We start from the raw sequence: 16,820 nt of genomic DNA on the forward strand, positions 1-16,820 counted from the left end.
TATACAAAATCAGTAATCCCTTACTCATTTATATGGACAAAGCCTAACGAATATGTTTTTTGCACTAAAAATTGAAAACACCAATATTCCGCCTTAATTATGGGAACATATTTTCTTTTTTTCAATGAAGTTCTATAATAGAAATAGATAATCGTTTTAAGGGTGTGATGACTAATGTCTTTTATTCACCTGCATGTATATAGCGCGTACAGCTTATTAACGAGTACGGCATCTGTTCCTAATTTGGTAGAAAACGCAAAGAAAAAGGGTTTTTCCGCCATAGCGATAACAGACCGAAATGTCATGTACGGAACAATCGAATTTTATAAATTATGTAAGAAATTTGATATAAAACCTATCATCGGGTTAACCATAGATGTTCAAAGTGAAGAAGCAGAAGCGGAGTCTTTTCCGCTTGTCTTACTGGCAGAAAACGAACAAGGCTTTAAAAACCTATTAAAAATATCAAGTGCGGTTCAAACAAAATCACCAAGTGGTATTCCTTTCAAGTGGTTAAAACACTATGCAAAAGGGTTAATTGCTATTACCCCGGGAATCGTGGGGGAAATTGAACAATATCTAGCAGAACAGAAGGAAGAATTAGCAGAAGCTGCTGCCAGAAAGTTAAGGGGAATTTTCGGTAATGACCATCTTTTTTTCTCGATTCAAGATCATCATTTGGAGAAAGAAAGATTGATAAGAGATGGAATTCTATTACTTTCCCAAAAGTTAAATATACCCATTGTTGCAACAAACTCCGTTCAGTATTTAGAAAAAGATGATTCTTTCGCACATGAAGTCATGCTGGCCATCAAAAATGGTGATAAAGTAAATGATGAAAATCATGAAAAATTGGGGAGTGACCATTTTTATTTAAAAACACCAGAAGAAATGGTTGAGACTTTTTCTGAAATACCGGAAGCCTTAGAAAATACAATCGCAATTGAAAAGCGCTGTCAGGTAAACATTGAATTAAACAAGACTTTTCTACCTGTTTATCCAACAGAAAATGGTATGCAAGCAGAAGATTATTTGGACATGCTTTGTAAAAAGGGATTAGCTGAGCGTATACCTAACCCTTCAGAAGAATATCAAAAAAGGCTTGCCTACGAATTATCGGTCATCAAACGAATGAAGTTTAGCAACTATTTTTTAATTGTTTGGGATTTTATGAGATATTCCCGTGAGAATGGGATTTTGACTGGGCCGGGCCGGGGGTCGGCAGCAGGTTCTCTTGTTGCCTATGTACTGTACATTACGGATGTAGACCCGATTCAGCATCATTTATTATTTGAACGTTTTTTGAATCCAGAACGAATTTCCATGCCTGATATTGATATCGATTTTCCGGACCATCGCCGCGATGAGGTCATTGAATATGTTGCAGATAAATATGGGGACTTGCATGTTGCTCAGATTGTCACGTTCGGAACAATGGCGGCAAAAGCAGCATTGCGGGATGTCGGCAGAGCATTTGGATTCAATTCGAAGGAATTGGATCATCTATCAAGGCTTATTCCCTCTCGATTAGGAATCAGTCTAAATTCTGCTTATAACGAATCAGAGGCATTTAGAAATTTTATTCACGAAAATCAATTGAACCGGCGTCTCTTTGAGACTGCCTTGAAACTTGAGGGGCTCCCGCGGCATACATCCACGCATGCGGCGGGAGTAGTGATCAGTGAAAAGCAGCTTGTTGATTTAATCCCCATTCAACAAGGAAGCGGAAATGTTTATTTAACGCAATATTCAATGGAGTACCTTGAAGAAATTGGTCTGTTAAAGATGGACTTTCTTGGATTAAGAAATTTATCGCTGATTGAATCCATTTTAGCTTCCATAAAGAGAAAAACCGGTAAAAAAGTAGAGATTGGTTCCATATCACTAAACGATTCTGAAACGTTTGAACTGTTAGCAAGCGGGGAAACCACTGGAATTTTCCAGCTTGAATCGGAGGGAATGAGAAAGGTGCTAGTCCGCTTAAAGCCCTCACGATTCGAAGATATTGTGGCGGTTAATGCGTTGTACCGGCCAGGTCCAATGGAAAATATCCCGCTGTTTATTGATCGCAAACATGGAATAAAGCCCGTTAGTTATCCACATCCGGATTTGAAAAACATTCTTGAGAATACATATGGAGTCATCGTCTATCAGGAGCAAATCATGCAAATTGCCTCGACAATGGCCGGATTCTCGCTTGGAGAAGCCGATTTATTGAGAAGAGCTGTTGGTAAGAAGCAAAAAGAGACACTAGACCGTGAGCGAAACCATTTTGTCCAAGGGGCTTTAAAAAAGGGGTATGAACAGAGCTTGGCGAATGAAATATACGATTTGATTGTCCGCTTTGCCAATTATGGATTTAATCGCAGCCATGCAGTTGCTTACAGTATGATTGCCTATCAGCTTGCTTATTTAAAGGCACATTATCCATTGCATTTTATGGCGGGGTTATTAACGGCTTCGATAGGAAATGAATCAAAAATATCGCAGTATATCATGGAATCAAGGCAAAAGGGAATTAAAGTACTTCCTCCTTCCATAAATAACAGCGGGTATTCATTTCAAGTGGAACCGGAAGGGATTCGTTATAGTTTAGCGGCAATCAAGGGTATCGGCGCAGCTGCCTTGAAAGAAATCTTTGGAGCAAGAAAAAAGAAAAAATTTGAAGATTTATTTGATTTTTGCAGCCGAATTTCAACGAAAGCAATTAATCGTAAACAGCTTGAAACCCTGGTCCATTCCGGAAGCTTTGATGAATTTGGGGAAGACCGTGCCGTCCTGCTCGCCAGTTTAGATGTTGCAATTGAACATGCCCAGCTGGTGAATCCGGATGACTCCAGCCAAATTGACTTTTTTTCCGGTGAAGAGTACTTTCCGAAACCAATGTATGTACAGGTTGATCCCATTAGGTCTGAGGACAAGCTTTCCTTTGAAAAAGAAGCACTCGGATTTTACCTTTCCAATCATCCTGTTTCCACTTATGAACAGGAGTTAAAACAAAAGGGGGCTCAAGCAATATTTGAGCTTACTTTGAATAGAAACAGGGCAATTTCAGGAATTTATGTTACTGTCTCAAAAAAAATTCGTACGAAAAAAGGTGAATCGATGGCCTTTCTTACCATTAGTGATTCAAGTGGTGAAATGGAGGCAGTGGTTTTCCCTGCTGTTTATAAGCGCTTTTCAGCAATTTTAGACCAAGGGAAATTTGCCGTCGTCGAGGGAAAGGTAGAAGAAAGGGAAGGGAAACGTCAATTTATTATCCAGCAGGCAGCAGAAATGCAGCACTGGCTACAGGAAAAAAAGCAAAAAGCCTCTGTGTTATATATTAAAATTGTCGAGGGAAAACAGGATGAACTTTCTTTAAGGAAATTATATTATTTTTTAAAGGAGGAAAAGGGGGATACTAGTGTTGTCTTACATTACGAATCCACCCGAAAAACTGTCCGATTAGCACGTGAGTATAATGTACATCCCACTTCTAAATTATTGACAAACTTGGGGGACTTTCTTGGTCCCGATAATGTCGTATTGAAAGAATAATTCTTTACAACTTTCGCAGATATGTTATAGTGATAAAGAGACGAGTGTGGTCAGACCACTCATAGTCGGAGAGATTTCAAAAAAACTTTTTGGTGATAATATAAGGGGTGACTTAGCTTGACTTTACGTGAAGAAGCATTACATATGCACCGCATTAACAAGGGGAAATTAGAATCAAAATCAAAAGTTCAAGTTCGAAATGCTAAGGATTTGAGTTTAGCATATTCACCAGGTGTAGCGGAGCCTTGTAAAGATATCTATGAAAAACCCGAAACTGTTTACGACTATACAATGAAGGGGAATATGGTTGCCGTTGTGTCCGATGGGACAGCTGTACTTGGTCTTGGAAATATCGGCCCTGAAGCTGCATTGCCTGTTATGGAAGGAAAAGCAGTCCTATTCAAAAGCTTTGCCGGTGTGGATGCTTTCCCAATCTGTTTAAATACTACAGATGTTGATAAAATCGTTGAAACCGTTAAGCTGATGGAACCAACCTTTGGTGGTGTCAATCTTGAAGATATTGCTGCTCCACATTGCTTTGTTATTGAAGAAAGATTAAAAAAAGAAGCCAATATCCCAATTTTCCACGATGACCAGCACGGTACAGCGATTGTTACGGCTGCTGGACTAGTCAATGCCTTAAAGTTAATTGGTAAAAAGATGACTGAAATTAAAGTGGTTGCGAATGGAGCCGGTGCTGCCGGGATTGCAATCATTAAATTGTTATATCATTATGGTGTAAGAGATATTATCATGTGTGATACAAAGGGAGCCATTTATGAAGGCCGTCCTGTCGGAATGAACGCCGTTAAGACTGAAGTGGCGAAATTCACTAATCATGATAATTTAGCTGGAAGTCTTGAAGATGTAATTAAAGGCGCGGACGTCTTTATTGGGGTTTCTGTTGCTGGTGCCCTTACAAAAGAAATGGTTGCATCCATGAACGATGATGCGATTATTTTTGCCATGGCTAACCCTGATCCGGAAATTATGCCTCATGTAGCAAAAGAAGCCGGGGCGAAGGTTGTTGGGACAGGAAGATCAGACTTCCCAAACCAAGTAAACAATGTTCTAGCATTCCCTGGGATTTTCCGTGGAGCGCTTGATGTTCGTGCGACACATATCAATGAAAAAATGAAAGTGGCTGCTGTTGAGGCGATTGCTGGTTTAATCTCTGAAGCCGAGCTTAATGAGGATTACGTCATTCCGGGACCATTTGATCCCCGTGTTGCACCTGCAGTAGCATCAGCTGTTGCAAAAGCTGCAATGGAAACAGGAGTTGCACGTATTAAAGTTGACCCTGAAGAAGTAAAAGAAAAAACGATGAGACTTGCTATTATTGGAAAAAGTGAGTGAGATCGTAAGTGTCAAATACGAAAGTTTACCTCGAAATTGTAAAGCAGTTGAGAGAAATGATCACTGCTGACGGACTTGAGTCCGGCGATAAAATACCATCTGAACGGGAATTATCAGAGCGCCTGAATGTCGGGCGCTCTTCCGTTCGAGAGGCCCTTCGAGCATTAGAATTGTTGGGGCTAATTGAAACGAGACGCGGGGAAGGAACCTTTATCAGAGATTTCCGCGGGAACCAGCTTGTACAGCTTTTAAGTACCTTTATTTTACAGGATGAAAAAGCGAAACAAGATGTTTTTGAAACAAAAAATTTAATTGAAATGGATTGCCTCCGATTAGCTATCGGGCGGATGGGTAAAGAAAATATTTTGAAACTCATTGAAAAGGTTAAATCCAGTCAATTGAATGATGATGAATTTTTTTACCGAATCATTGAAAACGCTGATAACCATTTATTTTTAAGAATGTGGTTAATTTTAAAGGATTATTACAACTCACTCCATTTAAGAAAAGTTGAATATAAACGGGAAGATTACCTTAATTTACTCGAAGCGTTAGCGGAAAAAAATGAGCAAAAAGCGCTTACAGCCTACCGGAATCTGCGAAAATTGTCTTCTTCAGCGACAAATACTAACAAAATTTAAACCCCAAATCCTTTATAGTGAATACAGACAAGCGATGCCCGGAAAATGGGAGTTTTGATATGTGGGTGGTCTGACCACTTTTATAGACCGCAAAGGTATGAAGTGATTCAAGAATAGAAAGACTTTTGATTAGAAGATGTAGGTCTTTGCCGATTGGCCTAAGAACTACAACGAGGGAGGTTATTTTTTGCTTAAAGACCTTTTTACAAAAAACAATACAAAGAAAAGAAAATATGCAACCATTCCAACTGAAACGGTAAAAAGTGATGTCCCTGAAGGAATTATGACAAAGTGCCCTTCATGTAAAAAGATCATGTATACAAAGGAATTAAATAAAAATCTAAAAGTGTGTATTCATTGTGGTCACCATTTCCAAATGAATTCAAGAGAACGGCTTGAAAGTTTTGTGGATGAAGGTAGTTTTGAAGAAATAAATGAAAATATGATTTCAAAAAATCCTTTGAATTTTCCTGATTATCTGGAAAAGCTGGAAAAAGACCGCGAAAAAAGTAAACTAAATGAAGCGGTTGTAACTGGAATTGGAACTGTGAATGGTCATAAAATTGTTGTAGCCATTATGGATGCCACTTTCCGAATGGGAAGTATGGGATCGGTTGTTGGTGAAAAAATAACACTTGCGATCGAAAAAGCGGATGAGCTATCCGTACCATTTATTATTTTTACTGCTTCCGGCGGTGCCAGAATGCAAGAGGGAGCACTAAGTCTTATGCAGATGGCGAAAACCAGTGTTGCCTTGAAGAGGTTTAGTGATAATGGCGGTCTAATTATTTCAATGATGACACATCCAACTACAGGCGGTGTTTCTGCAAGCTTTGCATCGCTTGGTGACTATAATTTTGCTGAACCAGAGGCTCTGATTGGCTTTGCAGGCCGAAGGGTTATTGAACAATCCATCCGTGAAGAATTGCCGGAGGATTTTCAAACAGCTGAATTCCTTTTAAAACATGGGCAGCTTGATGCGATTATTTCTCGTTTGGATTTAGTAGATCAAATTACTAACATTCTCGAAATCCATCAACCTGGAGGTGAGCTTGAATGGTAGGAGAACTAGAATTTGAACGTCCAATTATTGAGCTAAGAAAGAAAATCAGCGAAATAAGGGAATTTACCAAAACAGCTGATGTTGATCTTAGTTCGGAAATTGAAAAATTAGAGACCCGTTTAGAGAAACTTGAAAAAGATATTTACGAGAATATTAAGCCATGGGATCGCGTGCAGATTGCCCGCCACCCAAACAGACCGACAACACTCGATTATATTGCGGAAATCTTTGAAGGCTTTTTTGAATGTCACGGCGACCGGACCTTTTCGGATGATGAGGCCATTGTCAGCGGAATTGCTAAATTTAAGGGATTACCTGTTACCATCATCGGCCATCAGAGAGGTAAGGATACGAAGGAAAATATCCGCCGGAATTTTGGAATGCCGCATCCGGAGGGGTACAGAAAAGCACTTCGTTTAATGAAGCAGGCTGATAAATTTAAACGTCCGATTATTTGTTTTATTGATACAAAAGGTGCCTATCCTGGGAAAGCCGCTGAAGAACGTGGGCAAAGTGAAGCGATTGCGAAGAACCTTTTTGAAATGGCAGGTCTGCGGGTACCTGTAATCTGTATTGTTATTGGAGAAGGCGGAAGCGGTGGAGCCCTTGCACTAGGTGTCGGCAATCGGATTTATATGTTGGAAAACTCTACCTATTCGGTTATTTCGCCCGAAGGGGCAGCAGCTATTCTGTGGAAGGACGCTGCTCTTGCAAAGAAAGCAGCAGAAACGATGAAGATTACCGCACCAGACTTAAAAGAATTGGGTGTAATTGATGATATTATTCCTGAGATTAAGGGTGGTGCCCATAAAAATGTTAAAAAGCAGGCAGAGGAAATTGAAAATATTTTAAAGACTTCCTTACAAGAACTTCTTAAACTTTCAGAGGATGAATTGATTGCAGACCGCTATAATCGATTCAGGACAATAGGCGAGTTTTCACTTGCAAAGGATTATATTGGTGTTCAGTAAAACGTGTCTCTTTTGACACGTTTTTTTATATCATGGTCATTTTTTTGTAACATAATATTCATAAAAAATTATTGAAAAAGATAATGATAACGGTTGCATTTTTAATTAAATCGTTTGCAGTTGACAGACTATTCCGTCTATTTATTTTTGCATTATGAATCAGTTGTTATCGTTATTTCTTCATGTTATTTTATAAATATTCAAGTGTTTTATGCGAATACTAAAAGCAGTTATCAACAAAATAGGCTGAGTGTCTAATTTTTTTTGCAATACATAAATTTAGTTATTTTATAATGGGGTGATTACCATGAAAAAAATTGGGGTACTTACGAGTGGTGGAGATTCACCCGGTATGAATCCGGCAATTCGTGCAGTTGTTAGAAAAGCAATTTATCATAATCTTGAAGTCTACGGTATTTATGGAGGCTATTCAGGATTGATTTCCGGTAATATAAAAAAACTTGAACTAGGTTCAGTTGGAGATATCATCCATCGAGGCGGGACCATGCTTCATTCAGCCCGCTGCCTGGAATTTAAAACAAATGAAGGTCAGCTTCAAGGAATTGAGCAATTAAAGGCTCATGGAATTGACGGGTTAGTAGTAATCGGAGGGGATGGTTCTTACCGCGGAGCAAAAGCTTTGACTGAGCAAGGTTTTCCTTGTGTAGGTGTGCCAGGAACGATTGACAATGATATACCAGGCACAGAGCTTACTATTGGATTCGATACGGCGCTCAATACGGTAATTGATGCTTTAGATAAAATCCGTGACACAGCTACATCCCATGAAAGAACGTTTGTGATTGAAGTAATGGGTCGCAATGCAGGTGATATTGCTCTTTGGGCTGGTCTTGCCGGCGGGGCCGAAACCATCTTAATTCCTGAAGAAAATTTTGATATGGATGAAATTGCTGACCGTCTTCGCAAGGGTCAAGAGCGTGGTAAAAAACATAGTATTATTATCGTGGCTGAGGGTGTTTGCAGCGGCGTTGAATTTTCTAAAAAACTAGAGGAAGCGACTGGCTTTGATACTAGGGTTTCTGTTTTAGGACATATTCAGCGGGGGGGATCACCAAGTGCTGCCGATCGTGTCCTTGCCAGCCGTTTAGGAGCAAGGGCTGTGGAGCTACTACTTGAAGGTAAAGGTGGACGTGCAGTCGGAATCGAAAATAATCGGCTTGTTGATTATGATATCATTGAAGCGTTAGGGAAGAAGCACACCTTAGACCTGCAGCTCTATAACCTTTCAAAAGAATTATCCATTTAATCATGCTCGATCTAGGAGGAAATATAGGATGTTACGGAAAACAAAAATTGTTTGTACAATCGGTCCCGCAAGCGAGTCGGTTGAAAAATTAACACAATTAATTGAATCGGGAATGAATGTAGCAAGATTGAATTTTTCCCATGGTAATTTCGAAGAACACGGTGCACGGATTAAGAATATTCGTGAAGCCGCAAAAAAAACAAATAAAACAGTGGCAATTTTGCTTGACACTAAGGGCCCTGAAATCCGTACAAATAATATGGAAAACGGTGCAATTGAATTAAAGTCCGGGGAAAATATAATTATATCGATGACAGAAGTAGAAGGAACACCGCAAAAATTTTCCGTTACATATGCCGGTTTAATTGAAGATGTTCATGTAGGCTCGAAAATTTTATTGGATGATGGGTTAATTGGTCTTGAAGTAACAAAAATAGATCAAGCTGCAAATGAAATTCATACAAAAATTTTGAATAGCGGTACATTAAAAAATAAAAAGGGTGTAAATGTACCGGGAGTTTCTGTTAATTTACCAGGCATTACAGAAAAAGATACAAAAGATATCCTTTTTGGGATTGAACAGGACGTCGATTTTATTGCTGCCTCCTTTGTTCGACGGTCCAAAGATGTTTTGGAAATCCGCCAGCTTTTAGAAGAAAATAATGCAGCCCATATTCATATTATCCCTAAGATTGAAAATCAAGAAGGTGTTGATAACATTGATGAAATCCTCGAGGTTTCCGATGGTTTGATGGTCGCACGCGGTGATCTTGGGGTCGAAATTCCTGCAGAAGAAGTTCCACTTGTACAAAAAATGTTAATTAAAAAATGTAATGCATTAGGTAAACCAGTTATTACGGCAACGCAAATGCTTGATTCGATGCAGCGTAATCCAAGACCAACACGTGCAGAAGCTAGTGACGTTGCTAATGCCATTTTCGATGGAACAGATGCTATCATGCTTTCAGGGGAAACGGCTGCCGGCACGTACCCTGTAGAAGCCGTACAGACCATGCATAATATTGCCTCAAGAGCTGAACAGGCACTAGACCACAAAGAAATCCTTTCAACCCGCAGCAAGGATACGGAACACAATCTGACTGATGCGATTGGGCAATCAGTAGCGCATACCGCACTTAATCTTGATGTAACCTCAATTGTTACTCCAACGGCGAGTGGTCATACAGCAAGGATGATTTCGAAGTATCGTCCGAAAGCACCAATTGTTGCTGTTACATCAAATGATTCAGTGTCCCGCCGTTTATCCCTTGTTTGGGGCGTGTACCCGCAGTTGGGAAGAATGTGCGCAACGACGGATGAAATGCTCGAAATTGCTGTTGAAGAAAGTGTGAATAGCGGTATTGTCAAACACGGAGATTTAGTGGTGATTACTGCCGGTGTTCCTGTTGGGGAAGCTGGTACGACCAATTTAATGAAGATTCATGTTGTTGGTGATATCATCACAAAGGCACAAGGCATTGGACGGAAGTCTGCTTTTGGTAAAGTAGTGATTGCACACAATGCAAAGGAAGCTATGGAAAAAGTAAAACCTGGATGCATTTTAGTTACGATTGGCTCTGACCGCGATATGATGCCTGCGATTGAAAAAAGTGCAGCACTTATTACCGAAGAAGGCGGTTTAACCAGCCATGGTGCTGTAGTAGGCTTAAATTTAGGGATTCCGGTAATTGTCGGTGTCGACAATGCCTTAAACCTATTTACAGATGGTCAAGAAATCACCGTGGACGCAGCAAGAGGCGTTATTTATAACGGACACGCTAGTGTTCTATAATTAAAAGAAGGGCTTTTGCTCTTCTTTTTTCTTTTTCAATGGTATGATTGTCTTATTAGGTATTAGGGGGGAGAGGGAAAATGCGTTACTTATTTTTATTGATTATCATTATACCGGCAGCAGATATTGGACTACTTCTTTTTTCAGGCAAAACGATTGGAGTATTACCAACACTTCTCTTTATCCTTTTAACAGGCGTCCTTGGTGCCTATTTAGCCAAAAAAGAAGGACTACAAACCATTCGAAGAGCACAGGAACAGCTGCGCCACGGACAGATTCCTGGTGAATCAGTACTAGATGGTGTGTGTATTCTGATTGGAGGAACACTCCTTCTTACACCCGGATTTATTACCGATATCTTAGGATTTCTCATGCTTTTCCCTCCAACTAGAAAACTATTTAAATTCTTAATGAAAAATTCGCTCCGCAAATGGATTAATAAAGGCAATATTAAAATAATAAAATAAAAAAACGTCAGCAGCGGAGCTGACGTTTTTTTATGCTTCTTTTCCCACAATGAATCCCCATAAATCATGGAAGACATTTGCACGGTAAAGTGTACTGATAATGACAAGGGTAACGGGTCCAAGAATTAGTCCCAAAAACCCAATTAATTTAAATCCGACGAATAAAGCAATTAGGGTTGCTAACGGATCAAGACCAATATTAGAAGATAGTATTTTCGGCTCCATAATCTGTCTTTGGGCTAAAACAATCACATATAGGACACCTAACCCAATAGCAAGTCCTGTATCTCCGGAAATGACCTCATAAATAATCCATGGAACAAAAACAGCCCCTGTCCCTAGATAAGGAAGTACATCGACAATCCCAGTGACGAGCGCAATCGTGATTGCATAATCGACACGAAGGATAAGTAATCCGATTAAAATAATAACAGTAGTGATGGAAATGAGGGTTAATTGTGCTTTGATAAATCCAAATAAGGCTTTCTTTAAATCGATAAAAACAGTTTTACCACTGGACTTTGCTTTTTCAGGTAATAATTTTCCACCAAGGGCTGACAGACGATACCAATCTTTGCTGATAAAGAAGGTTGCCAGTAAAGAAAAGATTAAGACGGTAGCGGCAGTTGGAAACCATGATAAAATATTAGGAATAATCCCGAAAAGGTTTTGGATGAATGAACCGACAGTAGTACCTATATTCTTCCCTACATTTTGAATATTTCCGATAATGGTATCCTGCTGTCCGGCATCAAGCTTGTTAAAAACACTCGTTAATTGATTATAGAAGGGAATAATCTGGGCGGTGACGACTTTTTCAATATAATCAATTAATGTATCGAGATGTTCCGGTACTACTGCGGCAAGGTAATTTGCTCCAGAAACAATTTCTGCAACTAATAATGTAATCAATCCCGCAAATAGAGCAAAAATAAAGATTAACGATAGGAAAACAGCAAGTACCCTTGGCATTTTTGCTTTTTTCTCCAATATATTAACCAAAGGATTAATCATAAAAGCAATCACGAGCCCAATTAGAAATGGATAGGTAACCTTTGATACATAATAAAAAGATAAAAATCCAAGAACCACAATTCCTACTACTAAAAGGAATCTTAACGTTCTATATAAATACTTTAGATTCAAGCTTAAACCTCCTCTCTAGAATGATCTATTTTTAATTAGATATATTTTAACATTTTTGATTGAAACTGCATATTTTTCCAATCTTATTTTTAAGGACCTTTTTACAATGTTATACTGATATATTTATATTGGGGGGTGCACAACAAATGATGAGTCAATCATTATTATTTTTATTGTTATTACTTGGAATCGGTTTTATAGCTAAAAATAACTCCTTAATGGTTGCGATTGCAGTTTTGCTTTTACTAAAATTTAGCGGATTAGGGACAAAATCGTTCACCATGCTGCAATCGAAAGGAATCAATTGGGGTGTTACAATTATTACAATTGCAGTACTTGCTCCGATTGCAAGTGGAGAAATTGGTTTTAAGGATTTAACTGGCGCATTTAAATCCTCCTTTGCCTGGATTGCCCTTATCTCCGGTATGGCCGTTGCCTTATTAGCAAAAGGGGGGGTATCACTACTTGCGAATGATCCTCAAATTACAACAGCACTTGTATTAGGAACCATTTTATCCGTTTCAATTTTTAAAGGTGTGGCGGTGGGACCGCTTATTGGAGCAGGTATTGCCTATACAGTGATGAAAGTTGTTGATTTTTTTACTTAGAAATTTTGTAAAAATAATATTTTTCTATTTTTTCAAGTCCTTCTCATTCACAAAACTCTGATAATTGTTTATAATAGTACGTGTAAGCGTATCCTTTTTTACATATCTCACTCATATATGATAAAATACCTTTATAATAAGCAATTTATTATGAAGGAAAGATTTTGTTTTTTTCCGAGCAAGCGCTCACTCTATTTCAATCTATTGGAAATATGCGTGAGATGGGTAACACAATGAATGGGAAATACAACCATTTTTATTCTTTTTCATCCAGGATAGCTTTAGCTAACTTTTATTGAAAGATATAATAAACAAATGGGTAATGGGGAATTTTAGAAAGCAAAGGAGAGATTTACGATGACGGTAACACGTGGACTTGAGGGGATTGTAGCAACAACTTCCTCCATCAGCTCAATTATCGATGACACACTAACATACGTGGGTTATGACATTGATGATTTAGCAAAAAATGCTAGTTTTGAAGAAGTTATTTATTTGTTGTGGCATCGTCAGCTGCCGACAGCAGAGCAATTGAAAGAGCTTAAAAAAGAACTTTCTGAAAATGCAGCACTTCCTCAAGAAGTAATCGAACATTTCAAAATGTATCCAATTCAAAAGGTTCATCCAATGGCAGCACTCCGCTCAGCCGTTTCTCTATTAGGGTTATATGATGATGAAGCCGATGTAATGAATGAAGAAGCAAACTATAAAAAAGCGGTTCGTCTGCAAGCAAAGATGCCTACAATTGTAGCAACATTTGCGAGGGTTAGAAAGGGTCTAGAACCTGTTGCACCAAAAAAGGATTTAAGCTTTGCGGCTAATTTTCTTTACATGTTAACAGGAAATGAGCCTAAGCCAATTGCCGTTGAAGCAATTAATAAAGCACTTGTTTTACATGCAGACCATGAATTAAATGCCTCTACCTTTACTGCACGAGTTTGTGTGGCTACATTATCAGATGTATACTCCGGAGTTACAGCTGCAATCGGAGCATTAAAAGGCCCGCTCCATGGTGGAGCAAATGAAGCCGTTATGAAGATGCTTACTGATATTGGTACAATTGAAAATGTTGAACCATATATTCGCGGCAAGCTGGAGAAAAAAGAAAAAATCATGGGCTTTGGTCACAGAGTATACCGCCAAGGAGATCCGCGTGCAAAGCACTTAAGGGAAATGTCAAAGAAATTAACAGAACTTACCGGTGAACCATTTTGGTATGATATGTCTGTTAAAATTGAAGGCATTGTTACAGGCGAAAAGAAATTACCGCCAAATGTTGACTTCTATTCAGCATCTGTTTATCACAGCCTTGGTATTGATCATGATTTATTCACACCAATCTTTGCTGTCAGCCGTGTTTCCGGATGGCTTGCTCATATTTTAGAGCAATATGAAAACAACCGCTTAATTCGTCCGCGCGCTGAATATACTGGTCCTGGAATGCAAAAATACATTCCAATTGAACAAAGAGGATAATTTATTTTACTTTTTGCTCAAAAATTGGTGTAATAGGATTGTAGGAAAAGGTTAGGGTAACGCTCTAACCTTTGATTCGGTCCTAGAAAACGGGTTATAAAACTTTTACCCGACGGTTATACATATTAGGAGGGAAAACATCTATGCAAGGCGAAAAAATTACTGTTAAAGATGGCGTATTAAATGTTCCAAACAATCCAATTATTCCGTTTATCGAAGGAGACGGTACCGGTCCTGATATCTGGGCAGCTTCGTATCGCGTATTAGATGCAGCGGTAGAAAAAGCCTATAAGGGTGAACGCAAACTTGTATGGAAAGAAGTTTTAGCAGGCGAGAAAGCATTCAATCAAACAGGAGAATGGCTGCCTTCAGAAACTCTTGATGTAATCAATGAATACTTAATTGCTATTAAAGGCCCATTAACAACACCAGTTGGCGGTGGAATTCGTTCATTAAACGTTGCACTTCGTCAAGAATTAGATTTATTTGTATGCTTACGTCCAGTAAGATGGTTTGAAGGGGTTCCTTCCCCAGTTAAACGTCCTCAAGATACAGACATGGTTATTTTCCGTGAAAATACTGAGGATATCTATGCTGGTATTGAATATGAAAAAGGTTCAGATGCAGTTAAGAAAATGATTGAATTCCTTCAAAATGAAATGGGCGTAAAGAAAATCAGATTCCCTGAAACTTCAGGTATTGGAATTAAGCCGATTTCTGAAGAAGGAACAAAACGTCTTGTCCGCGCAGCTCTTAACTATACTATTAAAGAGGGACGTAAATCTCTTACAATTGTGCACAAAGGTAATATCATGAAATTTACTGAAGGCGCATTTAAAAACTGGGGCTATGAAGTGGCTGAAACAGAATTTGGCGATAAAGTCTTCACTTGGAATCAATATGACCGCATTAAAGCTGAACAAGGCACTGATGCTGCGAATAAAGCACAGGCTGATGCTGAAGCTGCAGGTAAAATTATTGTGAAAGATGCAATTGCTGACATCTTCTTACAACAAATCCTTACTCGCCCTAAAGAATTTGATGTTGTTGCTACAATGAACTTAAATGGTGATTATATCTCCGATGCTCTTGCAGCGCAAGTCGGCGGTATTGGTATTGCACCTGGAGCAAACATTAACTATGTAACAGGACACGCGATCTTCGAAGCAACACATGGTACTGCACCAAAGTATGCAGGTCTTGATAAAGTAAATCCTTCATCTGTTATCTTATCAGGTGTTCTTATGTTAGAACACTTAGGATGGAATGAAGCAGCGAATATGATCACGAAATCAATGGAAAAATCCATTGCTTCTAAAGTGGTAACATATGACTTTGCCCGTTTAATGGACGGAGCAACAGAAGTAAAAACATCTGAGTTTGCCGACGAGCTAATCAAAAATATGGAATAAGTTATTTCCTTCAGTTAAGGGCTGTTTTTTAAACAGCCCCTGTTGGTTATGCATTTTAGATTTTATACTTTTTAAAAAAAGGGGAGAGTCAAAATGTCATTAAAACGTAAAAAGGTTTCTGTAATCGGCGGCGGTTTCACTGGAGCAACTACTGCATTCTTACTTGCACAAAAAGAACTTGCAGATGTGGTTTTAGTTGATATTCCTCAAATGGAAAATCCAACTAAAGGAAAAGCATTAGACATGCTTGAAGCAAGTCCTGTTCAAGGCTTTGATGCAAACATCACTGGCACTTCCAATTACGAAGATACGGCTGACTCGGATATCGTGGTTATTACAGCCGGTATAGCTCGTAAACCAGGCATGAGCCGCGATGATTTAGTCCAAACAAACCAAAAAGTAATGAAAAGTGTAACACAGGAGATTGTAAAGTATTCACCAAATTGTACAATCGTTGTTTTAACAAACCCTGTTGATGCAATGACCTACACTGTTTTTAAAGAATCTGGCTTTCCTAAAAATCGCGTAATCGGCCAATCAGGTGTTCTTGATACAGCTCGTTTCCGTACATTCGTTGCTCAAGAATTAAACCTTTCTGTAAAAGATATTACAGGCTTTGTTTTAGGAGGACATGGGGATGACATGGTACCACTTGTACGTTATTCCTATGCAGGCGGTATTCCTCTTGAAACATTAATTCCAAAAGATCGCTTAGAAGCAATTGTTGAACGTACAAGAAAAGGCGGCGGTGAAATCGTTAACCTTCTTGGAAATGGCAGTGCATACTATGCTCCTGCGGCTTCTTTAGTGGAAATGTGTGAAACGATTCTGAAAGACCAGCGCCGCGTAATTCCTTCTATCGCATACCTTGAAGGTGAATTTGGATATGATGGAATCTACCTTGGCGTACCAACTATCCTTGGTGCAAATGGAATTGAAAAAATTATTGAACTTGAATTAACTGCTGACGAAAAAGCAGCATTAGATAAATCTGCTGAATCTGTACGCAATGTTATGGGTGTACTAGCTTAATAATTTTGAAATTCGGGGTTAATGCCCCGAATTTTTTTCTAGTTATCAT

The 16,820-nt window shown here is 38.9% G+C and carries 13 protein-coding genes; 12 read left to right on the plus strand and 1 reads right to left on the minus strand.

Annotated elements, in window-relative coordinates; genetic code table 11:
• The first annotated feature begins 174 nt into the window (after positions 1 to 174).
• The 8 genes from dnaE (at position 175) to M028_RS0100850 (ending at position 11,097) form a co-directional block, all read left to right on the plus strand.
• Complete coding sequence (gene dnaE, locus M028_RS0100815) at positions 175 to 3,540, plus strand: DNA polymerase III subunit alpha (RefSeq protein ID WP_026572205.1); 3,366 nt, start codon at positions 175 to 177, stop codon at positions 3,538 to 3,540.
• 117 nt (positions 3,541 to 3,657) lie between these two features.
• Positions 3,658 to 4,896, plus strand: coding sequence for an NAD(P)-dependent malic enzyme (locus M028_RS0100820; RefSeq protein ID WP_026572206.1), 1,239 nt, complete (start codon positions 3,658 to 3,660; stop codon positions 4,894 to 4,896).
• 56 nt (positions 4,897 to 4,952) lie between these two features.
• A complete protein-coding gene (locus M028_RS0100825; protein ID WP_035423639.1) occupies positions 4,953 to 5,537 on the plus strand; it encodes a GntR family transcriptional regulator in 585 nt (194 codons plus the stop codon).
• Positions 5,538 to 5,724: 187 nt separating this feature from the next.
• Positions 5,725 to 6,600: an acetyl-CoA carboxylase, carboxyltransferase subunit beta gene (accD, locus tag M028_RS0100830; RefSeq protein WP_026572208.1), complete on the plus strand. Its 876-nt coding sequence runs from the start codon at positions 5,725 to 5,727 to the stop codon at positions 6,598 to 6,600.
• Positions 6,594 to 7,571: an acetyl-CoA carboxylase carboxyl transferase subunit alpha gene (gene accA / locus M028_RS0100835; RefSeq protein ID WP_026572209.1), complete on the plus strand. Its 978-nt coding sequence runs from the start codon at positions 6,594 to 6,596 to the stop codon at positions 7,569 to 7,571. The genes accD and accA overlap by 7 nt, the downstream gene beginning before the upstream one ends.
• Positions 7,572 to 7,878: 307 nt before the next feature.
• On the plus strand, positions 7,879 to 8,838 hold the full coding sequence (pfkA, locus tag M028_RS0100840) for a 6-phosphofructokinase (protein WP_026572210.1): 960 nt from the start codon (positions 7,879 to 7,881) through the stop codon (positions 8,836 to 8,838).
• Positions 8,839 to 8,866: 28 nt separating this feature from the next.
• Positions 8,867 to 10,630: a pyruvate kinase gene (pyk, locus tag M028_RS0100845; protein WP_026572211.1), complete on the plus strand. Its 1,764-nt coding sequence runs from the start codon at positions 8,867 to 8,869 to the stop codon at positions 10,628 to 10,630.
• An 80-nt stretch (positions 10,631 to 10,710) separates the two neighbouring features.
• On the plus strand, positions 10,711 to 11,097 hold the full coding sequence (locus M028_RS0100850) for an FxsA family protein (RefSeq protein ID WP_026572212.1): 387 nt from the start codon (positions 10,711 to 10,713) through the stop codon (positions 11,095 to 11,097).
• Positions 11,098 to 11,127: 30 nt separating this feature from the next.
• Here M028_RS0100850 and ytvI read toward each other — a convergent pair whose 3' ends face one another.
• Positions 11,128 to 12,243: a sporulation integral membrane protein YtvI gene (ytvI, locus tag M028_RS0100855; protein WP_026572213.1), complete on the minus strand. Its 1,116-nt coding sequence runs from the start codon at positions 12,241 to 12,243 to the stop codon at positions 11,128 to 11,130.
• A 146-nt stretch (positions 12,244 to 12,389) separates the two neighbouring features.
• Here ytvI and M028_RS0100860 point away from each other — a divergent pair, with 146 nt between their 5' ends.
• The 4 genes from M028_RS0100860 to mdh all read left to right on the plus strand — a co-directional run bounded on the left by M028_RS0100860 (position 12,390) and on the right by mdh (position 16,771).
• The gene (locus M028_RS0100860; RefSeq protein ID WP_026572214.1) at positions 12,390 to 12,851 is read left to right on the plus strand and encodes a DUF441 domain-containing protein; all 462 of its coding nucleotides are present in this window, start codon (positions 12,390 to 12,392) and stop codon (positions 12,849 to 12,851) included.
• Positions 12,852 to 13,208: 357 nt separating this feature from the next.
• Positions 13,209 to 14,327, plus strand: coding sequence for a citrate synthase (gene citZ / locus M028_RS0100865; RefSeq protein WP_026572215.1), 1,119 nt, complete (start codon positions 13,209 to 13,211; stop codon positions 14,325 to 14,327).
• A gap of 143 nt (positions 14,328 to 14,470) precedes the next feature.
• Positions 14,471 to 15,739, plus strand: coding sequence for an NADP-dependent isocitrate dehydrogenase (gene icd, locus M028_RS0100870; RefSeq protein WP_026572216.1), 1,269 nt, complete (start codon positions 14,471 to 14,473; stop codon positions 15,737 to 15,739).
• Positions 15,740 to 15,832: 93 nt separating this feature from the next.
• Positions 15,833 to 16,771, plus strand: a complete 939-nt coding sequence (mdh, locus tag M028_RS0100875; RefSeq protein WP_026572217.1) for a malate dehydrogenase — start codon at positions 15,833 to 15,835, stop codon at positions 16,769 to 16,771.
• Positions 16,772 to 16,820 lie beyond the last annotated feature (49 nt).

The organism is Bacillus sp. UNC438CL73TsuS30 (assembly GCF_000482325.1).
Classification (GTDB): domain Bacteria; phylum Bacillota; class Bacilli; order Bacillales; family Cytobacillaceae; genus Neobacillus.